The 23932-nt window shown below is 74.4% G+C and carries 22 protein-coding genes; 4 read left to right on the top strand and 18 right to left on the bottom strand.

The annotated features are described in order from the left end of the window. The first annotated feature begins 84 nt into the window (after nucleotides 1–84). The gene (locus AB0953_RS20930; protein ID WP_366861004.1) at nucleotides 85–1974 is read left to right on the top strand and encodes an anthranilate synthase family protein; all 1890 of its coding nucleotides are present in this window, start codon (nucleotides 85–87) and stop codon (nucleotides 1972–1974) included. A gap of 177 nt (nucleotides 1975–2151) precedes the next feature. Here the strand turns inward: AB0953_RS20930 and AB0953_RS20925 are convergent, their stop codons facing one another. From AB0953_RS20925 to AB0953_RS20905, 5 genes are all read right to left on the bottom strand, one after another. After that, the gene (locus tag AB0953_RS20925) at nucleotides 2152–2439 is read right to left on the bottom strand and encodes a hypothetical protein (RefSeq protein ID WP_366861003.1); all 288 of its coding nucleotides are present in this window, start codon (nucleotides 2437–2439) and stop codon (nucleotides 2152–2154) included. 155 nt (nucleotides 2440–2594) lie between these two features. Beyond that, nucleotides 2595–3623, bottom strand: coding sequence for a 6-phosphofructokinase (locus AB0953_RS20920; RefSeq protein WP_366861002.1), 1029 nt, complete (start codon nucleotides 3621–3623; stop codon nucleotides 2595–2597). Nucleotides 3624–3798: 175 nt separating this feature from the next. After that, nucleotides 3799–4443, bottom strand: coding sequence for a response regulator transcription factor (locus AB0953_RS20915; RefSeq protein WP_366861115.1), 645 nt, complete (start codon nucleotides 4441–4443; stop codon nucleotides 3799–3801). Between the two features lie 35 nt (nucleotides 4444–4478). Next, nucleotides 4479–5687: a DUF5931 domain-containing protein gene (locus tag AB0953_RS20910; RefSeq protein ID WP_366861001.1), complete on the bottom strand. Its 1209-nt coding sequence runs from the start codon at nucleotides 5685–5687 to the stop codon at nucleotides 4479–4481. Between the two features lie 41 nt (nucleotides 5688–5728). After that, nucleotides 5729–6475: a lysophospholipid acyltransferase family protein gene (locus tag AB0953_RS20905; RefSeq protein WP_366861114.1), complete on the bottom strand. Its 747-nt coding sequence runs from the start codon at nucleotides 6473–6475 to the stop codon at nucleotides 5729–5731. Nucleotides 6476–6644: 169 nt separating this feature from the next. Here AB0953_RS20905 and AB0953_RS20900 point away from each other — a divergent pair, with 169 nt between their 5' ends. Both AB0953_RS20900 and AB0953_RS20895 read left to right on the top strand, forming a co-directional pair. After that, nucleotides 6645–7427, top strand: coding sequence for an alpha/beta fold hydrolase (locus AB0953_RS20900; RefSeq protein ID WP_366861000.1), 783 nt, complete (start codon nucleotides 6645–6647; stop codon nucleotides 7425–7427). Then, complete coding sequence (locus AB0953_RS20895; protein WP_366860999.1) at nucleotides 7420–8055, top strand: hypothetical protein; 636 nt, start codon at nucleotides 7420–7422, stop codon at nucleotides 8053–8055. Before AB0953_RS20900 ends, AB0953_RS20895 begins: the two co-directional genes overlap by 8 nt. 239 nt (nucleotides 8056–8294) lie before the next feature. On the opposite strand, the gene AB0953_RS20890 is transcribed toward AB0953_RS20895, so the two are convergent. The 6 genes from AB0953_RS20890 to AB0953_RS20865 form a co-directional block, all read right to left on the bottom strand. Beyond that, nucleotides 8295–9062, bottom strand: coding sequence for an endonuclease/exonuclease/phosphatase family protein (locus AB0953_RS20890; protein WP_366861113.1), 768 nt, complete (start codon nucleotides 9060–9062; stop codon nucleotides 8295–8297). An 88-nt stretch (nucleotides 9063–9150) separates the two neighbouring features. Next, on the bottom strand, nucleotides 9151–10092 hold the full coding sequence (locus AB0953_RS20885) for an ROK family glucokinase (RefSeq protein ID WP_362174664.1): 942 nt from the start codon (nucleotides 10090–10092) through the stop codon (nucleotides 9151–9153). A gap of 61 nt (nucleotides 10093–10153) precedes the next feature. Then, nucleotides 10154–10642 (bottom strand): DUF5304 domain-containing protein, encoded by a 489-nt coding sequence (locus tag AB0953_RS20880; RefSeq protein WP_366860998.1) that lies wholly within the window; start codon nucleotides 10640–10642, stop codon nucleotides 10154–10156. Nucleotides 10643–10720: 78 nt separating this feature from the next. Next, the gene (locus AB0953_RS20875) at nucleotides 10721–11947 is read right to left on the bottom strand and encodes an ArsA-related P-loop ATPase (protein WP_366860997.1); all 1227 of its coding nucleotides are present in this window, start codon (nucleotides 11945–11947) and stop codon (nucleotides 10721–10723) included. Nucleotides 11948–11952: 5 nt separating this feature from the next. After that, on the bottom strand, nucleotides 11953–12402 hold the full coding sequence (locus AB0953_RS20870) for an SRPBCC family protein (protein ID WP_366860996.1): 450 nt from the start codon (nucleotides 12400–12402) through the stop codon (nucleotides 11953–11955). An 80-nt stretch (nucleotides 12403–12482) separates the two neighbouring features. Continuing rightward, nucleotides 12483–13313 carry a metallophosphoesterase gene (locus AB0953_RS20865; protein ID WP_366860995.1) on the bottom strand — a complete coding sequence of 277 codons (831 nt, stop codon included), beginning with the start codon at nucleotides 13311–13313 and terminating at the stop codon, nucleotides 12483–12485. A gap of 230 nt (nucleotides 13314–13543) precedes the next feature. Here AB0953_RS20865 and AB0953_RS20860 point away from each other — a divergent pair, with 230 nt between their 5' ends. Beyond that, on the top strand, nucleotides 13544–15340 hold the full coding sequence (locus tag AB0953_RS20860; RefSeq protein ID WP_366860994.1) for an AMP-dependent synthetase/ligase: 1797 nt from the start codon (nucleotides 13544–13546) through the stop codon (nucleotides 15338–15340). A 10-nt stretch (nucleotides 15341–15350) separates the two neighbouring features. Here the strand turns inward: AB0953_RS20860 and AB0953_RS20855 are convergent, their stop codons facing one another. The 7 genes from AB0953_RS20855 to AB0953_RS20825 form a co-directional block, all read right to left on the bottom strand. Then, the gene (locus AB0953_RS20855; protein ID WP_366860993.1) at nucleotides 15351–16967 is read right to left on the bottom strand and encodes a GMC oxidoreductase; all 1617 of its coding nucleotides are present in this window, start codon (nucleotides 16965–16967) and stop codon (nucleotides 15351–15353) included. A gap of 167 nt (nucleotides 16968–17134) precedes the next feature. Beyond that, nucleotides 17135–18277, bottom strand: a complete 1143-nt coding sequence (locus tag AB0953_RS20850; protein WP_366860992.1) for a glycosyltransferase family 4 protein — start codon at nucleotides 18275–18277, stop codon at nucleotides 17135–17137. A gap of 37 nt (nucleotides 18278–18314) precedes the next feature. Further along, complete coding sequence (locus AB0953_RS20845; protein ID WP_366860991.1) at nucleotides 18315–19538, bottom strand: hypothetical protein; 1224 nt, start codon at nucleotides 19536–19538, stop codon at nucleotides 18315–18317. Nucleotides 19539–19563: 25 nt separating this feature from the next. Next, nucleotides 19564–20610, bottom strand: coding sequence for an NlpC/P60 family protein (locus tag AB0953_RS20840; RefSeq protein ID WP_366860990.1), 1047 nt, complete (start codon nucleotides 20608–20610; stop codon nucleotides 19564–19566). A 290-nt stretch (nucleotides 20611–20900) separates the two neighbouring features. Further along, nucleotides 20901–21926, bottom strand: coding sequence for an NlpC/P60 family protein (locus AB0953_RS20835; RefSeq protein ID WP_366860989.1), 1026 nt, complete (start codon nucleotides 21924–21926; stop codon nucleotides 20901–20903). Nucleotides 21927–22196: 270 nt separating this feature from the next. Further along, the gene (locus AB0953_RS20830) at nucleotides 22197–23561 is read right to left on the bottom strand and encodes an NYN domain-containing protein (protein WP_366861112.1); all 1365 of its coding nucleotides are present in this window, start codon (nucleotides 23559–23561) and stop codon (nucleotides 22197–22199) included. 43 nt (nucleotides 23562–23604) lie between these two features. Beyond that, nucleotides 23605–23844, bottom strand: a complete 240-nt coding sequence (locus AB0953_RS20825) for a hypothetical protein (protein WP_249771655.1) — start codon at nucleotides 23842–23844, stop codon at nucleotides 23605–23607. Nucleotides 23845–23932 lie beyond the last annotated feature (88 nt).

Raw genomic sequence — 23932 nt, 5'->3', positions numbered from 1 at the left:
CGACGCGAAGGCCGCCCCGAGGGGCGGCCTTCGGTGCTTTCCGGGCCCGGCCGCTCCTCCCGCCCGGAAGGACGACCACCACCCATGAACAGCCGCCTGCTCGACCTGCTCCGCCCCGACGGCCCGGCGTTCGCGCTGCTGCGCCGGCGCACGCCCGGCCGCGACCACGACACCGTCGAGGTGCTGCTCGGGGCGGTGCACGAGGCCGAGCTCCTCGCCGACCTGCCCGTGCGCGAGCTGCCCACCCTCGCCCTGGTGCCGTTCCGGCAGATCCGCGAGCGCGGCTTCGACGCCCGCGACGACGGCACCCCGCTGAGCGTGCTGGCCGCCGAGGAGGCGTACGAGGTCCCGCTCGCCGAGGCCCTCTCCGTGCTGCCCGCCCACGAGGTGCGGGTCGAGGGCGGCGGCTTCGACGTGCCCGACGAGGCGTACGCGGCCACCGTGCGGCGGGTCGTCGAGGACGAGATCGGCCGCGGCGAGGGCGCGAACTTCGTCATCCGCCGCACCTACCGGGGCCGGATCGACGGCTTCGGGCGGGCCGACGCGCTCGCACTCTTCCGGCGGCTGCTGGTCGGCGAGCGGGGCGCGTACTGGACGTACGTGGTCCACACCGGCGCCCGGACCCTGGTCGGGGCCAGCCCCGAGGTGCACGTGCGGATGTCCGGCGCGACGGTCGTGATGAACCCGATCAGCGGGACCTACCGCTACCCGGCCGGCGGCCCCACGGCCGAGTCGCTCCTGGCCTTCCTCGGCGACCGCAAGGAGACCGAGGAGCTGTCGATGGTGGTCGACGAGGAGCTCAAGATGATGTGCACGGTCGGCGACCGGGGCGGGGTCGTCGTCGGACCCCGGCTGAAGGAGATGGCGCACCTCGCGCACACCGAGTACGAGCTGCGCGGCCGGTCCTCGCTGGACGTGCGCGAGGTGCTGCGGGAGACGATGTTCGCCGCGACCGTGACCGGCTCGCCCGTGCAGAACGCCTGCCGGGTGATCGAGCGGTACGAGGCCGGCGGCCGGGGCTACTACGCCGGGGCCCTGGCCCTGCTGGGCCGGGACGCGTCCGGGGCGCAGACCCTGGACTCGCCCATCCTGATCCGCACCGCCGACATCGCCGCGGACGGCACGCTGCGGGTGCCGGTCGGGGCCACCCTGGTCCGGCACTCCGACCCGGCGGGCGAGGTCGCCGAGACCCACGCCAAGGCGGCCGGGGTGCTGGCGGCGCTCGGGGTGCGCCCGGCGGCCCCGCGGCCCGCCTTCGAGGGGGCGCGGCTGGCGGAGGATCCGCGGGTCCGGGCGGCCCTGGCCGCGCGGCGGCGCGACCTCGCCCCGTTCTGGCTGCGGATGCAGGAGCAGGCGCCCGTTGCGGCCGGGCACTGCCTGGTGGTGGACGGCGAGGACACCTTCACCGCCATGCTGGCCCACGTGCTGCGCGCCGCCGGGCTGGAGGTGACCGTACGGCGCTACGACGAGCCGGGGCTGCGGGAGGCCGCCCTCGCGCACCCGGGGCCGGTCGTGCTCGGCCCGGGGCCGGGGAATCCGGCCGAGGCGGGGGAACCGAAGATGCGGCTGCTGCGCGGGCTGGCGCGGGAGCTGCTGGCCCGGCACCGGGGCGGGCTGCTCGGGGTGTGCCTGGGGCACGAGCTGATCGCCGCCGAGCTGGGGCTGCCGCTGGTGCGCAAGGCCGAGCCGGCGCAGGGGGCGCAGGTGGAGATCGACCTGTTCGGCGCCCGCGAGGTGGTCGGCTTCTACAACACGTACACGGCGGCCTGCGACGCGCAGGCCGAGGCGGAGCTGGCCGCGCACGGGGTGGAGGTCGCGCGCGACCCGGCCACGGGCGAGGTCCACGCCGTCCGCTGCGCGGCGCGCGGCTTCGCGGGCGTCCAGTTCCACCCGGAGTCGGTCCTGACCCTCCGCGGCGCCCACCTCCTGTCGGACCTCCTCCGCTCCGTCACCCCGACGGGCCGCCCGGCGTAGCCACGCAGACGGCAACCCGGCATCTGCGGCCCCCGCCGCCCCGCCTGAAACGGGGGCCCAGGCGCTCCGCCCCGAACCCCGCGCCTCAAACGCCGGCGGGGCTGAGATGCCCGGACCCCGGCTGCGAAGAACCGGCGGGGCCGGGGCTGCCGGGGCTCCCCGGCGGGACTGGACTCGCTAGAGCGGGTGGGACGGCTCCCGGCGGCGCGTGCGGAGGTTTCGGGCGAGGCGCCAGGCCATCACCGGGCCCGCCACGACCATGACGTAGAGGAACAGGTCGAGCCAGCCGAAGGCGAGCGCGGTGCAGGCCGGCACGCCCACCACGCGGTCGGCGAAGGCCAGCCAGCGGTCGGTGCGCTCCCCCGGTTCCGCGCGCAGGACGCGGCGCAGTTCCCCGGCGGAGACCACCAACTGGACCAGGGCGAGGGCGAGCAGCAGCCAGCGGGCTGCGACGGGTACGTCCACGGGCGAACTGTAGGGGGTCGCCCCGCCCGGCCGGTACTGCCGTCCGGCATCCGTGACGGGCCCGCGACCCCCCGCAGCCGGCGGGCCTTCGCGGGGCGGCGGACCACGGGTCGTCCGGCCTCGCGGCGACCCGTGGTCCGCGCCCCGCGGCGCGGTCAGCCGAAGAAGACCTCGGCCTCCTGGTACAGCGCCGGGTCCACCGTCTTCAGCTTCGCCGTGGCGTCGGCGATCGGCACGCGCACGATGTCCGTGCCCTTCAGGGCGACCATCTTCCCGAAGTCGCCGTCGTGCACGGCGTCGATGGCGTGCAGCCCGAACCGGGTCGCGAGCCAGCGGTCGAAGGCGCTCGGGGTGCCGCCGCGCTGGATGTGGCCGAGCACCGTGGTGCGGGCCTCCTTGCCGGTCCGGCCCTCGATCTCCTTGGCCAGCCACTCGCCCACGCCCGACAGCCGGACGTGGCCGAAGGAGTCGGTGGTGGCGTCCTTGAGGACCATGTCGCCGTCCTTGGGCATGGCCCCTTCGGCGACCACCACGATCGGCGCGTAGCTCGCCTTGAACCGGGAGGTGACCCAGGCGCACACCTGGTCCACGTCGAAGCGCCGCTCGGGGATGAGGATGACGTTCGCCCCGCCCGCGAGGCCCGAGTGCAGGGCGATCCAGCCGGCGTGGCGGCCCATCACCTCGACGACCAGGACGCGCATGTGGGACTCGGCCGTGGTGTGCAGCCGGTCGATGGCCTCGGTGGCGATGCCCACGGCCGTGTCGAAGCCGAAGGTGTAGTCGGTGGCCGACAGGTCGTTGTCGATGGTCTTCGGCACGCCGACGCAGGGGATGCCGTACTCCCCGTACAGCCGGGCGGCGACGCCGAGGGTGTCCTCGCCGCCGATCGCGATGAGCGCCTCGACCTCCGTCTTGGCGAGGTTGTCCTTGATCTGCCGGACCCCGTGGTCGCGCTTGAAGGGGTTGGTGCGCGAGGAGCCGAGGATCGTTCCGCCGCGCGGCAGGATGCCGCGGACGGCCGGGATGCCGAGGGGGACGGTGTCGCCCTCGACCGCGCCGCGCCAGCCGTCCTTGAAGCCGACGAACTCGCAGCCGTACTCCTGGACGCCCTTGCGGACGACGGCCCGGATCACCGCGTTGAGTCCGGGGCAGTCTCCCCCGCCGGTGAGCACTCCGACCTTCATGGAATCTCCCTTCGCCACAGGGCCCCCTGGGCCCGCATGACGGCCACGCTAGTGGTGACTCAGGTCACACCGGGGCGCCGGAACGGGTCAATTCCGGTGGAATCACGAGGCGTTGCGTCCCCCCGTTCACTCGTACGAGGACGTAAGTACGACGTACGGCACCGCTTGCGCCCGGCTACGCCTCGTCGAGCCCGCGCTCTATCGCATAGCGGACGAGCTCGACCCGGTTGTGCAGCTGGAGCTTGCCGAGGGTGTTCTGCACGTGGTTCTGCACGGTGCGGTGGGAGATGACCAGCCGCTCCGCGATCTGCTTGTACGACAGCCCCTTGGCCACGAGCCGCAGCACCTCCGTCTCCCGGTCGGTCAGCTGAGGGGCCTTCGGCTCGTCGGGGGCGGCGGGCACCGGGTCGGCGGCCAGCCGCCGGTACTCGCCGAGCACCAGCCCGGCCAGGCCCGGGGTGAACACCGGGTCCCCGGCCGCGGTGCGGCGGACGGCGTCGATCAGCTCCTGGGCCCCCGCGGACTTCATCAGGTAGCCCGTGGCCCCGGACTTGACCGCCTCCAGCACGTCGGCGTGCTCGCCGCTGGCGGACAGGACCAGCACGCGCAGGGCGGGGTTGGCGCCGACGAGCTCCTTGCAGACCTGCACCCCGGGCATGCCGGGCAGGTTGAGGTCGAGGACCAGCACGTGCGGGGCGGCGGCACGGGCCCGGCGCACGGCCTCGGGGCCGTCTCCGGCGGTGGCGACCACGTCGAAGCCGGCGGCGGCCAGGTCGCGGGCGACCGCGTCCCGCCACATCGGGTGGTCGTCGACGACCATCACCTTGATGTCGGCGTGCGCCTCGTGCTGCTGGTTCACTGGGTCCTCCCCCTGGGTACTTTCAGTTCCACTTCGGTGCCCTGCCCGGGGACGGACACCAGCTCGGCGCTGCCGCCGAGGTCGCGCAGCCGGCCCCGGATGGACAGCGCCACGCCCATCCGGCCCTCGCCCTCGGCCTGGTCGAGACGGCCGGCCGGGATGCCGGGGCCGTCGTCGCGTACGGTGACGACCACCTCGTCGCCCCAGTCCTCGACCAGGATCCATGCGCGCGCGCCGTCGCCCGCGTGCTTGCGCACGTTGTCCAGGGCGGCGCCGACCGCTGCGGCCACCTCCCGCGCCGCGGGCGCCGGCAGCGGGACCGGGGTGCCCGGCTCGGCGAAGCTCACCCGGGAGCCGGCGTGCGGGGCGAGCAGGCTCCGCAGGTCCGTCTCGCCCTCGTCCGCGCCGGGTTCGTCCACCTCGTACGCGTCCACCAGCGCGCCGAGCGATTCGTCGCGGGAGACCCGGGAGGTGTGCACCAGGCCGCTGGAGACCAGGGTGCGCAGCGCGACCTCCTGCTCGCCGGCCATCCGGCCGAGCTCCGCGGCCTCGCCGCCCAGCTCGGTGCCGCGCCGCTGGACCATGGCGAGGACCTGCAGGACCCCGTCGTGGATGTCGCGGGCGAGGCGCTCGCGCTCTCGGGTGGCGGCTTCGATCTCCAGGGCGCGGGCGAGGGTGGCCTCACTGGCCCGGGCCACCTCGACGACGTACCCGACGGCGACGGAGGCCACCCACACCAGCACCACGTTGTGCACGGTGTCGCGGGTGGGCGCGCCGCGCTGGACGATGTTGGCCGCGGCGACGAAGCTCGACGCGAAGCAGGCCCAGCGCCAGCCGCCCTTGATCGCGAAGGCGAGGACCGCCCCGGCCGTCCAGATGCTCGGGAGGGTGGGGCCGCCGGCGGTGATCCGCTCGTCGGTGTCCGCGAGCGGCGTGAGCAGGATGCCGACGAGGGCGATCGTGAGGTCGGCGACGAGGAACCGCCGGGTGCAGCTCGCGGCGCCCGCGACCTTGGGCAGGGTGGCCAGGGTCCACACGACGAGGAACGAGAGGTAGCCCACCGCGACCCAGGGGCGGTCGAAGGCACGGTACGCCGACGCGAACAGCCCCACGGCGTAGACCGTGCTGATCAGCCGGTAGCCGGTCAGCGCCCGCCACAGCGGCTGCTCGACCGACATGCGCACGACGCGTTCGCGTTTCGCCATCCCCCACCCCTTGCGGGCGGTCCCGCCCCGAACTCCGGCGCCTACTCGGCGCTCTTGCCGTCCCCGCCCTTGCCGTCGGCCCCCTTGTCGGCCGCCTTCGCGGCCTTGGCGGCCTTCTCGGCGTCGGCGATCTGGCGTTTGGCGGCCGTCGCGTAGATGTCGACGTACTCCTGGCCCGACAGCTTCATGATCTCGTACATGACCTCGTCGGTCACCGAGCGCAGGATGAAGCGGTCGCCGTCCATGCCCTGGTAGCGGCTGAAGTCCAGCGGCTTGCCGATCCGGATGCCGGGGCGCATCAGCTTCGGGACGACCTTCCCGGGGGGCTGGATCTTCTCCGTGTCGATCATCGCGACGGGGATCACGGGCGCACCGGTGGCCAGCGCCACGCGGGCCAGGCCGCCGGGCTTGCCGCGGTACAGACGGCCGTCGGGTGAACGCGTGCCCTCGGGGTAAATACCGAACAGCTCACCCCGCTCGATGACCTCGATGCCGCTCTTGATGGCGGCCTCGCCGGCGCCGCGCGCGCCGGAGCGGTCGACCGGGAGCTGGCCGACGCCCTTGAAGAAGGCGGCCGTCAGCTTGCCCTTGACGCCCGGGGAGGTGAAGTACTCGGCCTTCGCGATGAAGGTGACCTTCCGGTCGAGCACGGCCGGCAGGAAGAAGGAGTCCGAGAAGGACAGGTGGTTGCTCGCCAGGATCGCCGGCCCCTCGGCGGGAATGTTCTCGAGGCCCTCCACCCACGGCCTGAAGGCGAGCTTCAGGGAACCCCCGATGGAGAACTTCATTGCGCCGTAGATCAACTCGTAAGCCTTCCTGTGTCCTGTCGAACAGACCTTAACCCCTGGCTCGCACCGCGGCGGTCCGACGGCCCTGGTCGGTGCCGGGCCGGTCGCGTACGGTGAAGTCACACAGCGCTACGCACCCCCCTTCCACCCCCTCACTAAGGAGACCCCGGTGCCCGTCCTCCCTGGAGCCGAGCCGTTCCGCCACGAGGGCGGAGAGGTCGGCGTCCTCCTGTGCCACGGTTTCACCGGCTCCCCGCAGTCGCTGCGCCCGTGGGCCGAGTACCTCGCCGCACGGGGCCTGACGGTGTCGCTGCCGCTGCTGCCCGGGCACGGGACGCGCTGGCAGGACATGCAGCTCACGGGCTGGCAGGACTGGTACGCCGAGGTCGACCGGGCGCTGCGGGAGCTGTTGGACTCCTGCGCCCGGGTGTTCGTGTTCGGGCTGTCCATGGGCGGGGCGCTGACCCTGCGGCTGGCGGCGAAGCACGGTGATGCCATCAGCGGCATCGTCCTCGTCAACCCGGCCAACAAGGTGCACGACCCGCTGGCCTTCGCCCTTCCGGTGGCCAAGCACTTCGTCCGTTCGACGCCGGGCATCGCGAGCGACATCGCCAAGCCGGGCTCGGAGGAGGTCGGGTACGACCGCGTGCCGACGCGGGCGGCGCATTCGCTCCGGCAGTTCCTGCAGCTGGTGGACGGCGAGCTGCCCCAGGTGACGCAGCCGGTGCTGCTGCTGCACAGCCCGCAGGACCACGTGGTCCCGCCGGCGGACTCGGCGCGGATCCTGGCGCGGATCTCCTCGACGGACGTCACCGAGACCCTGCTGGAACAGAGCTACCACGTCGCGACGTTGGACCACGATGCGGAGCGGATCTTCGAGGACAGCTACGCGTTCGTCGGGCGGCTCGCACAGAGCGTCGTCGGCAGGGAGGGGGCGGCCAGCGGTGGCTGAGCACGAGGAGTCCTCGGGGGGCGTTCCCCCGCTGGACGAGGAGGCGGCGTGGGCGGCGATCGTCGCCGGTTACGGGCAGGAGCCGCCGGACCCGCCGGGGGCGCGGCCGTTCCGGCCGATCGAGAACCTGATGCTGCCGGAGGAGGACGTGGAGCCGGAGCCAGAGCCGAAGCCGAAGCCTGAGCCGAAGCCGAAGCCCGAGGGTCCGTCGGCGTCGCCGCTGCCGGAGGGCCCTGCGGACCCGCCGGCCCCGCCGCCCGCGCCCGCGGCGTTGGGCAGCTCCGTGGTCTTCGCGCCGGGCGTCGGCGCGGGCGGGGCCGGGGCCGGGGTCGGTGCCGGGCCGCGCGACCATTCGCCGCCGGATCCGGACGAGCTGGACGAGGGGCACTTCGTCCAGCCGGAGCCGGAGCTGCCGGAGGCCGATACGACGACGAAGTTCGCGTGGCTGGCGGTGGTCGGCGGGCCGGTGCTGCTGCTGGTGGCGGTGCTGCTGCAGTGGGACATGACGTGGTGGCTGACGACGCTCGGCGTCGGCGGCTTCCTGGGCGGTTTCGCCACGCTGGTGGCCCGTATGTCGCAGGGCGACGACGACGATGACGACGACCCCGGCCGCGGCGCGGTCGTCTGACCCCCGCCGCCCCTGCCGCTGGCCGCTGCCCGGAGCCGTTCCCCGCCCCGCCCCTTCTCCCCCAGCTACCGCTGGGAGGTGCCCCCAGAAACCGGGGCTGACGCCCCGGACCCCGTTGCGGGCGCTCCGCGCCCGGTGCGCTCAAACGCCGCGCGGGCTGGATCCATCCAGCCCCGCCGGCGGTTGAGGCGTTTCGGGAAGGGGCGGGGTGGGGAATCGGCTCCGCGCAGCGGCAGCCGCTACACCGGCGCCGGAAGGCGGAGGGCCGCGAGGACCGGGAGGTGGTCCGTGGCGGCGGCCAGGTCCGCCGGCTCGATCCCGTCCAGGCCCTGCGGAACACCGCACCCCAGGACCTCCACCCCCGCCGAGGCGAAGATCGCGTCGATGCGACGGGGCGGCCTGGACCGGACGAAAGTGTGCTCCCCGCCCCAGGGCGCAGCCACGCGGCAGTCCTGGAGGGCCCCGGCCAGCAGCCGGAACGCGGGCCCGTCGGGGGCCTCGTTGATGTCCCCGGCGACGATCGCGTAGGGGGCGTCGGCCTTCCGGACCCGCGCCAGCAGCTGCTCGGCCTGGGCCAGCCGCTCGGCCCGGTCCAGCGAGAGGTGCGCGCTCACCACGGCGACCCGGGCGGCCCCGAAGCGGACCACGGCGGTGGCGAAGCCGCGCCGGTGCAGGCCGGGGGTCAGCGGCAGCAGGACGTCCTCGGTGCCCTCCACGAAGGCGCGCAGCGAGCACAGCAGGAGCGGGCCGGCGGCGGTCGCGCCGCCCGAGAGGACGACCAGGTCGGTCTTGGCGGCGAGCCGCGCCGCGTGCTTGCGCCAGCGGAAGAACCGCGGCGCCTCCTGGACGAGGACAAGGTCGGGGGCGCAGGCCCGGATCACCCGGGCCAGCGCCTCCTCGTCGTCGCGCATCGAGCGGATGTTGTAGCTGAGGACGCGGACGACGGCCGAGCCGTCCGGTTCGGTACGGGACCGGGGCAGAGCGGGGAGCCGCGAGGTCAGGTCCATATCCATACCGGCAACATAGCCATCCTGCCCGCCGCGCCCCAGAGGGCACGGCGGGCAGGATCGCCCAGCGCGAAGGGCGCGGGGTGCGTCAGCCCTGGCGGGCCAGGTCCGCGGCGCCGACCAGGCCGGCCTTGCCGCCGAGCTGGGCGGCCAGCACCTGCGCGTGCGGGCGCCAGGCGCCGCCGATCAGCCAGCGCTTGAAGGACTTGCGGATCGGGTCGAGGACGAGGTCGCCCTCGTCGGAGACGCCGCCGCCGACGATGAACGCCGAGGGGTCGAAGAGCGAGGCCAGGTCGGCCAGGCCGGCACCGGCCCAGCGGGCCAGCTCGCGGAAGGAGTCGATGGCCACGGGGTCGCCCTGGCGGGCGGCCTGGCTGATGTGCTTGCCCTCGATGCCGTCGGGGGTGCCGTCGCCGAGCGCGAGCAGGATCGCCGCGTTCTCGGGGGTGGCGTTGGCGCGCTGCTTGGCGTACCGGACGAGGGCGCGCCCGGAGGCGTACTGCTCCCAGCAGCCCTGGCTGCCGCAGCCGCACAGCAGGCCGTCCGGGACGACCCGGATGTGGCCGAACTCCGCGGCGACGCCGAAGCGTCCGCGGCGCAGCTTGTTGCCGATGATGATGCCGCCGCCGAGGCCGGTGCCCAGCGTGATGCAGATGACGTCCTCGTGGCCCTGGCCGGCGCCGAAGCGGTACTCGCCCCAGGCGGCGCAGTTGGCGTCGTTCTCGACGACGACCGGGAGCCCGATGCGCTGCTCGACCTTGTCCTTGAGCGGTTCGTGGCGCCAGTTGATGTTGGGCGCGAACAGCACGGTGGCGCGCTTGTCGTCCACGTAGCCGGCGGCGCCGATGCCGACGGCCTCGATGGTGTGGTTCTTGCTGACTTCGGACACGGCGGCGCAGATCGCGTCCGTCACGCCGTCCGGCGTCGGCGGGGTGGGCACCTTGTACGTCTCAAGGATGGTGCCCTCTTCGTCGACCACGCCGGCCGCGATCTTCGTGCCGCCGATGTCGACGCCGATGGTGAGTCCCATTAGTCCCTCGGTTTCCGGTCAAACCCCGCCATGGCCAACGGTACCCGAGGGCAGCGGGGTCTCAGTCGAGATCGATCCGGTGGCCGGGGCCGGCCCCGCCCTCGTCGCGGGGGTCGGAGCCGTCGCCGGAGGGCCGGTCGGAGGGGCGCCCGGCGCCGGGCCCGGGGGCGGGCTCGTCGCGGGTCCAGCGGCGTTCGTGGCCCTCCACGGCGGAGCGGTAGGCGGCCAGCAGCTCGGAGCCGGCGGCCGCCAGGTGGCCGAAGACCTCGGGGTTGCGCTCGACGACGGGTTTGGCGGCGGCCTTCGCCTGGTCGACGAACTGCCGCAGCGCGCCCTGGGCGGTGGCTGCGAGCAGCGGATTGTTCAGGGCGGACACCTTGTCGGCGACGGCCTCGAACAGCTTGTACAGCTCCTCGGCGGCGCCTGCGGTGCCCGTGTCGGCGCCGCCGCCGTGCCGGGTGCGGCGGCGCTCCTTCTCGGCGGCGAGGTCCTCGGCGCAGGCCGTGGCCCAGGCGTCGTCGTCGGCGGGACGGTCGGTGGCCTCGCTCATGGCGGACTCTCCTGCGGCAGCGGCGAAACGTGCGGTGCGTTTATCCCTTTCGACGTTACCCGAACGGGGGTACGCGGTTCAGGCCCGGCGGGGCCACAGTCCCGGGTCGGGGGTGAAGCGGACGCGGAGCTGGCCGTCGGTGAGGGCGGCCCCGGAGACGGTGCAGCGGCGCAGCGCGGAGGGCAGCGAAACGATCCGCCGGTGCGGTCCGGCCGCGACCGTCAGTTCGTCGCCGCGCCGGACCAGGTCGAGGTCGCGCTTGTGCGCGCCGGGCAGCGGCACCACCCAGACGAGTACACCGTCCTCGGCGAGGCGGTCCTCCACGGCCCAGTTCCGGCGGGCCGGCGGGCCGTGCGGGAGCAGCCCGGGGGCGGCGGCGAGCCGGTCGAGGTCCTCCGGCCCGCGCGGGGCCCGGCCGAGGTGGCCGAGCGGGACCACGGGCGTGTGGCCGGCCCACTGGGCGGCGTACTTCTCCTGCTCGGCGGCGAGCCCGGCCAGCCACGGGTCGGGCGAGCCCTGCGGCACCATGCGGTTGGCGACGATCCCCCGGACGGGCAGCTCGTGCAGGGCGAGCCCGAGCAGCCCGGTCCGCAGGGCGGCGTCGGCGGCGGGCCCGGGCTCGGCGACCAGCAGGACCGAGGTGGTGTCCGCCTCGATGACCCGCTGGACGGCGGCCAGCTCCTCGTCCCACCGGGCGGCGGCCTCGTACAGCCACTGCGCGGGCATCGGGACGCCGGCCAGCTGCGCCAGGACGGGGCGCAGGGCGCGCGCGGCCTGCCGCTCGGCCGGGAGCAGCCGGGCCAGGTAGCGGCGCAGCTGCGCGGGCAGGGCGAGGACGGCCACGGCACGGGGCAGCGCGGGCAGGTCGACGACGACCAGGTCGACGGCGGGCGCGGCGGCGGCCCGCCGCAGGGCCCGCAGCAGCGCGAACTGCTCCGCGCCGGGCAGCTCGGTGAGCTCCTCGGCGCCCATGGGCCGGGAGCCGAGCATGCCGAGCAGGGCGGACCCGCGCTCCTGGAGCGCGGCGAGCTCCGTGCGGAACTCCTCGCCGGAGTCGACGCGGGCCACCAGGACCCCGCCGGCGGCCCGGGCTGTCAGCCCCGGCGCGACCTCCACGCCCTGCGCGGCCGCGGTCCCCGCGCCCCCGACGGACTCCGCGGCCCCGGCGGGCGCGGTGAGCGGGTCGGCGGGGTCTGCGCAGAGCAGCAGCACCCGCTGCCCCGACCGGGCCGCGGCGCGGGCGGCGGCCGCGGCGACGGTGGTGCACCCGGCCCCGCCGGGGCCGGTGACGAGCAGGGTGTGCACGCGGATCAGGCCGACCGGGTCGATTCGACGCGCTTCTTCAGGCCCGCGAGGGCCCGGTCGATGATGACCTTCTCGGCCTTGCGCTTGATCATGCCCAGCATGGGGATCTTGACGTCGACCGTCAGCTGGTAGGTGACCTCGGTGCGCTTGCCGCCGTCGAGGGGGGCCAGCCGGTAGGAGCCGTCGAGCTGGCGCAGCATCTGCGACTTGTCCAGGGTCCAGCTGACCTCGTCGGCGCCCTTCCAGGTGTAGGCGAGGGTGTGGTCGTCCCTGATCGCGCCGGCGTCGAGCAGCAGGCGGACCTTCTCGGCGCGGCCGTCCGCGCCGGCGGCGAGCACCTCGGCCTCCTTCACCTCGCCGGTCCACTCGGGGTAGCGGGCGAAGTCGGCGATCACTGCCATGACGTCGGCCGGCGCCGCATCGATCGTGATGCTCGAGCTGGTGTGTTCCGCCATCGCGGTCGCTCCTCCGTGGAGTATTTCGAGGAAGTGTGCGGCCTGCGGCCGCCGCGTGCAGGCTACCGTGCGTGCGGAGGTCACCACTCCAGGGCCCAGGGCCTTCCGGTGGCGGCGAAGTGGCCGACGTTCACGCACTCGGTGCTCCCGATCCGCATCCGGCGGGCCAGCGGCTGGTGGACGTGGCCGAAGAGGGCGTAGCGGGGCCGGGTCCTGCGGATCGCGGCGAGCAGCGCCTCGCTGCCGCGCTCGAAGCGGCGGGCGACGGTGTCGTAGCAGAGCTCGGGGACCTCCGGAGGGATGTGCGAGCACAGCACGTCCACCTCGCCGAGGGCCTCGACCTTGGCGGCGTACTCCTCCTCGTCCACCTCGTACGGGGTGCGCATCGGGGAGGGCAGGCCGCCGCCGACGAAGCCGAAGACCCGGCCGGCGATCTCCACGCGCTGGCCGTCGAGGACGGTGGTGCCCGGGCCTGCGTACTCCTGCCACAGGCCCGGGATGTCGACGTTGCCGTAGGTGGCGTACGTGGGATGGGGGAACGCGGCGAACATCTCGGCGTACTGGCGGCGCACCGCGTCCTCGATCAGCCGCTCCCGGTCCAGCCCCGCCCACAGCCGCCGGCCGAGGGCGCGGGCCTCGTCGAAGCGGCGGGCGGTGCGCAGCGCCACGATCCGGTCGGCGTTCTCGACGCCGAAGAGGTCGGGGAAGATGCCGCGGGAGTGGTCGGCGTAGTCGAGGAAGAGCACCAGGTCGCCGAGGCAGATCAGGGCGTCGGCGCCGTCCCCGGCGCGGGCGAGCGCCTCGGCGTTGCCGTGGACGTCGCTGACCACGTGGACACGGGTCCCGGTGCGTGCGGCGGACGGTGCGGCCGGGTGCGTGCCGCTCTTCCTGCCCTGGGTGCTGCCAGCCATGGGGGCAACCCTAGGGGGGCCGTCGGACGGCGGGTAGAGGGGGTCGCGCAAGTGGCCCTACCTGCGGTTACTTCCGAGTCCTCGGCGCTGTCGACTAGGGTCGGCAGGGCAGTGCCGCGTCATGTGACGCACGGAACATCTGGCCGGTTCCCTCTATCCGGAACCCACTACCGGTGGGTAACGTCCGGTCGGTCCACACGGTGGCGATGGCGCCCAGAGGAGCAGCAGTCTTGCGCGAGTTCAGCCTTCCGGCCCTGTACGAGGTCCCGTCGGACGGGAACCTGACGGATCTCATCCGCCGCAATGCCGCGCAGCATCCCGACACCGCCGTCATGGGCCGCAAGGTCGACGGCAGGTGGCAGGACGTGACGGCCACCGAGTTCCTCGCCGAGGTCCGGGCCGCCGCCAAGGGCCTGATCGCGGCGGGCGTGCAGCCCGGCGACCGGGTCGCGCTGATCTCCCGCACCCGCTACGAGTGGGTGCTGATCGACTTCGCGATCTGGACCGCGGGCGGCGTCACCGTCCCCGTGTACGAGACCAGCTCGCCCGAGCAGATCCAGTGGATCCTCGGCGACTCCGGCGCCGTCGCCGCCGTCGTGGAGGGCCCGGGCCACAGCGCCGCCGTGGCCTCCCTGCGCGAGCGGCTGCCGGAGCTGCGCGAGGTCTGGGAGATGGAGCAGGGCGCCGTCGAGGCCCTGAAGGCCGCCGGCGCCGACGTCCCGGACGCCGTGGTCGACGAGCGCAGCGCGCTGGCGGGCGCCGACGCCCCGGCCACCATCGTCTACACCTCGGGCACCACCGGCCGCCCCAAGGGCTGCGTGCTGACCCACCGCAACTTCTTCGCCGAGTGCGGCAACGTGGTGGAGCGCCTGAGCCCGCTGTTCCGCACCGGCGAGTGCTCGGTGCTGCTCTTCCTGCCGGCCGCGCACGTCTTCGGGCGCCTGGTGGAGGTGGCGGCCGTGCTGGCGCCGATCCGCCTGGGCTGCGTACCGGACATCAAGAACCTCACCGACGAGCTGCAGTCGTTCCGGCCGACGCTGATCCTCGGCGTGCCGCGCGTCTTCGAGAAGGTCTACAACTCGGCGCGCGCCAAGGCCCAGGCCGACGGCAAGGGGAAGATCTTCGACGCGGCGGCCGAGACGGCCATCGCGTACAGCCGCGCGCTCGACAGCGCCGGCGGCCCGTCCTTCGGACTGCGGCTCAAGCACAAGGTCTTCTCCAAGCTGGTCTACAGCAAGCTGCACGCCGTCCTCGGCGGCCGCGGCGAGTACGCGATCTCCGGCGGCGCCCCGCTGGGCGAGCGGCTCGGCCACTTCTTCCGCGGCATCGGCTTCACGGTGCTCGAGGGCTACGGCCTGACGGAGTCCTGCGCGGCCACCGCCTTCAACCCGTGGGACCGCCCGAAGATCGGCTCGGTCGGCCAGCCGCTGCCGGGCTCGGTGGTGCGCATCGCCGACGACGGCGAGGTGCTGCTCCACGGCGAGCAGGTCTTCCGGGGCTACTGGCAGAACGAGGCGGCGACCGCCGAGGCGCTGACCGACGGCTGGTTCCACACCGGCGACGTCGGCACCCTCGACGAGGACGGCTACCTCACCATCACCGGCCGCAAGAAGGAGCTCATCGTCACGGCCGGCGGCAAGAACGTCGCCCCGGCGGTGATCGAGGACCGGATCCGGGCGCACGCGCTGGTCGCGGAGTGCATGGTGGTGGGCGACGCGCGGCCCTTCGTGGCGGCGCTGGTCACCCTCGACGAGGAGTTCCTGGCCCGCTGGGCCGCGGAGAACGGCAAGCCGGCCGGTGCCACCGCGGCGGACCTGCGCGAGGACGCGGACCTCATCGCCGCCGTCCAGAAGGCCGTGGACGACGGCAACGCGGCGGTTTCCAAGGCGGAATCGGTGCGGAAATTCCGCATCCTGCCCTCCCAGTTCACGGAGGAGTCCGGCCACATCACGCCCTCGCTGAAGCTGAAGCGGAACGTGGTGGCGAAGGACTTCGCGGACGAGATCGAGGCGCTCTACCGCTCCTGAGCCCCGCCCCTCACCGGGGGTCCTCGGCCAGGATCCGGGCCATGTTGCGCTCCGCGAGGGCGGTGATGGTCACGAACGGGTTCACGCCGAGGGACCCCGGCACGAGGGAGCCGTCGACCACGTACAGCCCCCGGTAGCCCTTGGCCCGGCCGTGGTCGTCGGTGGCCCGGCCGAGGACGCAGCCCCCGAGCGGGTGGTACGTGAAGGTGTCGGCGAAGGCCTTGTTGTCGCCGAACAGGTCGTAGCGGTAGATCGTGAAATTGGCGCGGTTGATGCGGTCGAAGAGGCACTTGGCCGCCTCGACGGACGGGGTGTTCTGCTCGCGCCGCCAGTTCAGCCGCGCCGAGTCGGTGGCCGCGTCGTACGTGAAGAAGCCGCGCTCGGGGTTCTTGGTGATGGCCAGGTACATCGAGATCCAGTGCTCGATGCCCATCGGCAGCGGGGCGATCTCCGCGAAGACCGGGTTGGCCGCGTTGTCCCAGTCGTCGATGCCGAGGGCGGGCATGGTGGCCTGGTTCGCGCCGACGGTGTCCCAGAGGTGGTTGGCGCGGGCGGTCATGATGTTGCCGTTGTGGCCCCAGCCGCGGCCGACCTGCTCGCTCAGCTCCGGCAGGGTGCCGCGCTCGCGGGCGCGCAGCAGGATCTCGGTGGTGCCGAGGCTTCCGGCGCCGAGGAAGAGCTGCCGGCAGCCCAGCTCGCGGACCTCGGTGACCCGTCCGGTGACGTCGCTGCCGTGCACGGTGAGCACGTAGCCGCCGGCCGGGTCCTGGCGTACGCCGACCACGCGCTGCATGGTCTCGATGGTGACGTTGCCGGTGCCGAGCGCGGCCGCGAGGTAGGTCTTGTCGACGCTCTTCTTGCCGTGGTTGTTGCCGTAGATCACCTCGCCGGCGAGGGCGGAGCGGGCGGCGGTGCCCGCGGCCTCGCGCTGCATGTACCCGAAGTCGTACACGTTCGGCACGAAGGCGGTCTTCAGGCCGGTGTTCTGGGCGTGCCTGCGGGAGATCCGGGCGAAGCGGTACCACTCCGTGGACTCGAACCAGCCCGGGTCGATGTCGTTGACGCCGAGCATGGCGCGGGCGCGGGGGAAGTACGTGCCGTACATCTCGTCCGCGTCGACGCGCGGCAGCACCTCCTGGAAGTAGGAGCGGCGCGGGGTCGGCGCCATGCCGCCGTTGACGAGGGAGCCGCCGCCGACGCCGCGGCCGACGTACACGGACATGTCGCCGTGGTGCACGCGGTCGAGGACGCCGGGGTACGGGGTGATGTCGCGGTTGACCACGTCCAGCCAGAGGAAGGTGGCGAGCGGGGCCTCGGTGCGGGTGCGGAACCACATGGAGCGGTGGTCGGGGGCCGAGGTGGAGGGGAAGACCTTGCCGTCGGGGCCGGGGGTGTTCCAGAGGCGGCCCATCTCCAGGACCACGGTCCGCACGCCGGCCTGGCCGAGGCGGAGCGCGGCGACGGCGGCGCCGTAGCCGGAGCCGACGACGATGGCGGGGGCGTAGGCCGCTGGGGGCGGTTCGGCGGCGTGGGCGGCCTGGAGGCCGATGCGGGTGAGGCCGAGGGCCGCCGCCGTCTGCAGGGCGCCGAGCCCCAGAAAATGACGGCGCGTCAGATGACTTCTCATGGCGGCATGATGGACGGAATCCGGCCGTCCGCCGAGAGACGGTGTTGACAGACATCCACGTCACAGTCCGACGTGTACGTCTTCCGCTGCCCGGAGCCGTCCCCCTCCCCGCAGCGGGAAGGGGCGGGGAGGGGAAACGGCTCCGCGCAGCGGGACGGCGGCAGCGGCTACAAGAGGTCGCGGAGGCGGTCGGCCAGGAGGTCCCAGCGCCACTTCTCCTCGACCCAGGCCCTGCCCCGCTCACCCATGCGGGAGCGAAGGGCCGGGTCCTGGAGCAGGGCCGTGATCCGCTCGGCGGCATCGCCGGCGGAGCCGCCCCGGACCACCCAGCCCGTCTCGCCGTCCAGCACCGCGTCGGGCGCTCCCCCCGAGTCGCCCGCGACGACCGGCAGGCCCGTCGCGGAAGCCTCCAGGTACACGATCCCGAGCCCCTCCACGTCCAGCCCGCCCCGCCGCGTCCGGCACGGCATGGCGAAGACGTCGCCGGCGCCGTAGTGGGCCGGCAGCTCGGACCACGGGACGGCGCCCGTGAAGACCACGGAGTCCGCGACACCGGTCGCGGCGGCCAGCGCGCGCAGGTCCGCCTCGTACGGCCCCCCGCCCACCACCAGCAGCACCGCATCCGGCACGGCCGCCAGGATCCGCGGCATGGCCCCGATCAGGGTGTCCTGGCCCTTGCGCGGGACGAGGCGGGAGACGCAGACCACCACCGGGCGGTCGGACAGGCCCAGCCTCGCCCGGATCTCGTCGCCTCCCGACCCGGGGTGGAAGGTCTTCTCGTCGACGCCCGGCGGCAGTTGGACCATCCGGGCCGCGGCCCGCTCGGTCAGGGCCGACGCGATCCGGGAGCGGGTGTACTCCCCCAGGTACGTCAGGGTGTCCGTGCCCTCGCCGATCCGCCGCAGCAGCTGCCGCGCCGCGGGCAGCTGGGCCCAGCCGGCCTCGTGCCCGTGCGTGGTCGCCACGATCCGCCGCGCCCCGGCCCGCCGCAGCGCCGGCCCCATCAGCCCGAGCGGGGCGGCGGCCCCGAACCACACCGACTCGCAGCCGTGTTCGCGCAGCAGGCCCACCGCCCGGCGGGTGACGCGCGGCGTCGGCAGCAGCATGGTGGTCCGGTCGCGCACCACCTGGAACGGCTGTTCCGCATCGAAGGCGGCGGTGGCCTCCCGGCCCTCCGCGCTGTGCTTCCAGGTGGAGGCGTAGACGACGATCCGGTCGGGATCCAGCCGCAGCGCCATGTTGTGCAGGAAGGCCTGGATGCCGCCCGGTCGCGGCGGGAAGTCGTTGGTCACGATCAGCGTCTTGTGCATCGCCTGCCGACAGTACCGGACGGGCCCGCCGGGGCGGTCAGGCCGGTCGGTCCCCGGCCGGCTCCCCGCGCAGGGCCTCCTGCCAGGCGCGGGTCAGCCCCGCCTCGTCCAGGCCCAGTACGCCCTCCAGCGCCTCCGGCAGCGGCTCGCGCCCCGCGCGCTCGTACAGGGTGACCAGGGCCGCGTCCCCCCACCGCTGCGCGATCAGCCGGCAGGCCAGCCAGGCCCCCTCGTAGGCGCGCGCCAGCGCCTCCGGATCGCTGCCGAAGGCGAAGTCGGCGTCGCGGGGCAGCACCGCCGGCAGCTCCCCGCGCCGCACCGCCCGGCCCAGGGCGGGCGCGGCCTCGGCCGGGGCGGTGCCGCGGGCGCGGTAGGCCGCCCAGTCGGCGAAGCCCTCCGAGAGCCACAGCGGGGTCCGGGCGGAGGTGGCGGCGCGGGTGGCGACGTGCGTGGCCTCGTGGGCCAGGACGATGCCCCGGCCGGCGGCGCTGAGCTCGGCGTATCCGGAGGGGTTGACCACGATCCGGTCGGCCGGGCCGGCCGCGGCGCCCGTGCTGCCGGTGGTCACTGCGGCCATGCCCCGGTACTCCGAGGCCGGCCGCCCCAGCAGGGCCCCCATCGCCTCCGGCGAGCCGGGCACCAGCACCACCACCCGCCCCGCCCACGGCCGCGGCCAGGCGGCGCCCGCCGCGGCCACCGCCCGGTCGGCCTCGGCTGCGATCCCGGACAGCTCCCCGGGGTCGCGGCCGGCGCCCAGCACCAGCGCGTGCGCGCCGCGGGCCACGGTCACGGGGCCCTGGTCCCACAGCTGCTGCGGCGCGCCCGGTCCGGGCCCTTCGCCGGTGACCCGCCACCGTCCGCCGGACCGGCCGAGGCGCACCTCGCGGGCGGAGCCGGCCGGGGCCGGGTCGTAGCCGGCGATCCGGTAGCCGAGCCGGGCCTGGGCGGTGGCCCGGTCGCCGTCCCGCCGGACCGCGGTGACCTCGTACGCCCACCCCTCCAGCGGGATCCCGGCGAGCGGGGCGGGCGGCCGCTGCGACCAGGCGGCGACGGCGGCGCGCACCTCGCGCTCCGCGGTGTCGGGGGCCGGGGGTGCGGAGCAGCCGGCGAGCAGCCCGCCGAGGAGCAGCGGCACCACGGCCGCGCGGCGCAGGACCGGGCCGGAGCCGGAGCCGCGGGCGGCGGCGCGGCCCGGCATGCGGGCGGCGGCGCGCCGCGGCGGGCGGGCGGCTCGTACGGCGGCCGGGAGGCTCGGGGGCATCCGCCGATCGTAGCCACCGGCCCGCTCAGGGCCGGGTGACGGAGGACACCGGCATCATCCCGACCGGGTCGTAGCGCACCCGGGCCCCCGGGTAGGGGGCGTGGACGACCTGGCCGTTGCCGACGTACATGCCGACGTGGCTGGCGTCGGAGCGGTAGGTGACCAGGTCCCCGGGCCGGGCCTCCGAGAGCGGGACCTGCCGGCCCGCGTACCGCTGGGCCTGGGAGGTGCGCGGCAGGGAGACGCCGGCCTGCCGGTAGGACCACACCATCAGCCCGGAGCAGTCGAACCCGGTGGGGCCGGTGGAGCCCCAGATGTACGGGCGGCCCACCGCGGAGCGGGCGGCCCGCACGGCCGCGGCGGCGCGGCCCGAGGAGGCGCCCGGGCCGGCGTCGGGCAGCCCGGGCGGGAGGGCGTCGGGCCGGTCGCCGGAGCGGGAGGCCCGCTCGTAGTCGGCCCGCTCCTGTGCGGGCATCTCGTTCAGCAGCCGGCGGGCCGCGGCGAGCTTCGCCGTGACGACGCGCTTCTGGCGGGCCACGTCGGCGCGCACGGAGTCGAGCTCGGCGAGCTTGAGCGAGGCCTCGTGGCGCTGCTGGCCCAGGCGGCGCTGCTCCGCCCGCAGTTCGGCGAGCTGCTGGGCCTGGCGGCCGGTCAGGCGGTCCAGCGTGGAGGCCTTTTCGAGGTATTCGTCCGGATCCTCGGACAGCATCAGCTCGACGGCGGGGTCGATGCCGCCGGAGCGGTACTGGGCGCCGGCGAAGGCGCCGAGCACGCCGCGCATGGTGTTGATGCGGTCCTGGCCGCGGGCCAGCTGGTCCTGCGCCCGGTCGATCTCGGCGCGCAGTTCGCCGGCCCGCTCGCCGGCCTTGTTGTAGAGCTCGGTGGCCTGCTCGGCCTCCTCGAAGAGCCGGTCGACCTGGGCGCGGGCGCCGGAAGGCGGCTCCTGCGGCAGGGCGGGGGCCGCCGCGGCGGCGCCCGTCATGGCGGCGGCGGCCGCGGCCGCGGCGGTCAGGACGGTGGCCTTGGTGGTGCGGTCGAGGCTGCCGAGACCGGACCGGCGATGGGACGCCATGTGACGCCGCTCCCTTCCGCTGCGGGACCGGGTCCGCCCCCCGTGGACGGCCGTGTGCCGGGGCTCCGCGCGGGCAGACAGTAGCCGCGCGGCCGGGCACCGGCCAACGACCGCCGCGGGCCGCACACGGCGACGCCCCGCCCGGTACGCAGGTCACGGGCGGGGCGCGGGGTCGCGTCGGGGCCGACGAATTCGCCCGGATGGGCGGTGTACGACGTGCCAGCGCGCAGGCGCCGGACGGGGCGGCGGAGTCAACCGCGCGCCGGAGTCAGGGGCCGGGGCGCAGGGCGTCAGATGCGGACGCCGAACTGGAACGGCATGTTGTTGATGGACTCGTACTTGACGCCGCCGCGCGGGTTCGAGGCGTGCAGCACGATGCCGTTGCCGGCGTACAGGCCGACGTGGTGGATGTCCGAGTAGAAGAAGACCAGGTCGCCGGGCTGGAGCTCGCTGCGGCCGATGCGCGTGCCGTCGTTCTGCTGGGTGTAGGTGGTGCGGGAGATGCTGACCCCGGCCTGCTTGTAGGCCCACTGGGTCAGCCCCGAGCAGTCGAAGGCGCTGGGGCCGGTGGCGCCGGAGACGTAGGCGCTGCCCAGCTTGGTCTTGGCCGCCTCCAGGGCGGCCCCGGCGCGGCCGGAGACCTTCACGTTGCCAAGGTCGGCGCGGTCGCCGTCGCCGCGGCTGGCGCGGCTGTCGTCGTCCTTGAGCTGAGCGCGCTCCTGCGCGGTCAGGGTGTTCAACTGCGCCTGGGCCTCGGCGAGCTTGTCCTGCGAGGCCTTCTTCTTCTCGGCGAGCTCCTTGCGGGTGGCGTCGAGGTCGGCGAGCTTGCCGGCGGCCTCCTGGCGCTGCTGCGCGAGGCTGCGCTGCTTGGCCTGGATCCGCTGGACGGCCTCGACCTGCTTGCCCGTCAACTGCTCGAGCGTGGAGGCCTTCTCCAGGTAGGTCTCGGGGTCCCCGGAGAGGAAGAGGGCGACGGACTGGTCCATGCCGCCGGTGCGGTACTGGGCGCTGGCCATCGAACCCAGGGTGTTGCGGAGCTGGTTGAGCTCCTCCTGGCCGCGGGCGACCTGGTCCTGGAGCTGGGATATCTCCTTCTCCAGCTTCTCCTGGCGCTCCTTGGCCGAGTTGGCCTTCTCGGTGGCCTGCTCGGCCTCCTCGTAGAGCGCGTCGACCTTGGCCTTGACCTCGTCCTTGCCGGGCCCGCCGGGAGCGGCGGAGGCGCCGTGCGCCGAGAGGGCGACGGCAGCGGCGGCCGTGGCGGTGAGGACGGTCACCCGTGCGCGGGTCGGCTGCTTGGGTCGACGGTGGGACGCCACGAAGCCGAGCTCCTTCTTCCAGTGCCGCCGAGGAGGGGAGGGGAAACGCACGCGCGCACCCCGGCGACGCCTTCGCCGTCACCCCGAATGGGTGATCTACCGCACGAAGGTTTGAGCAGACCCTAGTGACCCGGCTGTGATCACTTCAAATCCCCGCGGGAAAAATCCCTTGCTCCGACCAGGTTCTTTACCTGGGGCGCACGCTGCGTGCAGGCCACTTGACGGTCCGTTCGCCGACCCTCCGGCGAAATGCCGTATTCCGCCAACGAGTTATGAAACGCGCGAAAGCCGCTTCAGGAGCAAAGCGGACGTGACGGGCCGGGCCCCGGCCTTCGCCACGCCGTCGGCCACCTCGCGGTCCGTCGAGACCACGACCACCGGCCGCCCGGGCGGTTCGGCGCGCACCAGCTGGCGGATCAGCTCGTCCGCCGTCACGCCCGGCTTGGAGAACAGCACCCGCACCCCGCGCGGTGGCGCGAGTAGCACCGGCGCCGCCAGCTCCGCCCCGTCGAACACGCAGGTCATCTCCGCGCCGGTCTGCGCGGCCAGCATCGACAGCCCGCCCAGCAGCCGCAGCCGCTGCTTCTCCAGCGGCATCGTCGGATAGCCGGTCTTGGTCACGTTGTAGCCGTCGACCACCAGATGGGCCTGGGGCAGCGCCAGCAGCTGGTCCAGCAGCGCCGGGTCGGTCTCCGACAGGGCCCGCGCCGCGATGTCCTTCGGGGTCATCCGGCCCGGCTCCACCGCCTCGACGGTGTCGGCCGGCCGCGTCGAGACCGGCGGCAGGGCCAGCTCGCGGCGCAGCCCCTGGGCCGCGTCGAGGACGGTGTCCAGCAGCAGCCGCAGCCGCATGTCCTCGATGCTGCGGCCCTCGCGGGTGGCCCGCCGCGAGGTCTCCAGCGCCGACTCGGCCTCCGCCAGGCGCGACTTGAGCCGGCGGGTCTCGCTCTCCGCGGCCGCCACCTGCGCGGCGGCCTCGGCGCGGATCGCGTCGACCTCGGCGGTCACCTTGCGCAGGGCCGCCTCGCCCCGCTTGACGTCGCTGTGGGCGCTGCGCAGCTTGCGCTGAAGCGATTCGGCTTCCTTGCGCGCCGCCTCCAGCTCGGCCCGGACCTGCTCGCCGCCGGAGCGCTGGAGGTCCCGTACGTGGGCCAGTTCCCCGCGCAGCCGGTCCAGTTCGCGCCGGGTCTCCTCGTCGGCGCGCTCGGCGTCGGCGCGCTGGGCCTCCTCGCCCGCGGCGGCCACCAGCTTCACCCAGCCGGCCGGGCGCAGCACGTACGCGGCCGCGGCCACGTCCAGCGGGTCCGCGGCGGCGGGCGGCGCACCGGAGTCCAGCGCCCCGGCCAGCTCCGGCTGGGCCTCGCGCACCTTCTCGGCGACGCGGCCGCGGAAGACGGCGTCCCCCTCCACGGCGGCGGCCATGGCGTTGCCCGCGAACTTGGCGCGCCGGGTCGGGGTGAACCGGGCGTACTGGCGCAGCTGCGCCGGGAGGTCCGCGACCGTCAGTCCGCCGAAGGCGTCCGAGACGAGCGCGACGACCCGGCGCCGCACGCCTTCCGGCAGCGGGCGGTCGAGCACCTCGGCGGCGTCGCCGGCCGCACCGGCCGGCTCAGCGCCGCTTGCTGGCTCCACAATCCGTCACCCCTACCGTGATCTTTCCGAGAGGGGCGTGGCTCCCTCAGGAGTCCGCGCCCGGCCTGTCCACGAGTTCGATCTGGTCCACCGCGTTGCACCAGCGGCAGCGGACCGACTCGATGGTCTCACTGACCACCTCGCGCTCCTCGACCTTGGGCTCCCCGGCGAGGTCCAGGTGGACGTACTCCACCACCTTCGACGAACGGGTGACGTCGAAGCGCGTGAGGTTGCCGCACAGCGTGCAGCGCCACCGCGTGGTGTCGGTCGGCAGGGGAACCGTCATCGGGACGCTCTCTTCTTCGTAGCTGATTCAATTAAAGCCGCCGTCTGCGCGAATCGGCGGACCGCAGCACGTAACCCTACGGCCTGCC

The organism is Streptomyces sp. NPDC046866 (assembly GCF_040704625.1).
Taxonomy (GTDB): domain Bacteria; phylum Actinomycetota; class Actinomycetes; order Streptomycetales; family Streptomycetaceae; genus Streptomyces.
The sequence above is the reverse complement of the archived record's forward strand: the minus strand, read 5'-3'. Positions and strand labels throughout refer to the sequence as shown.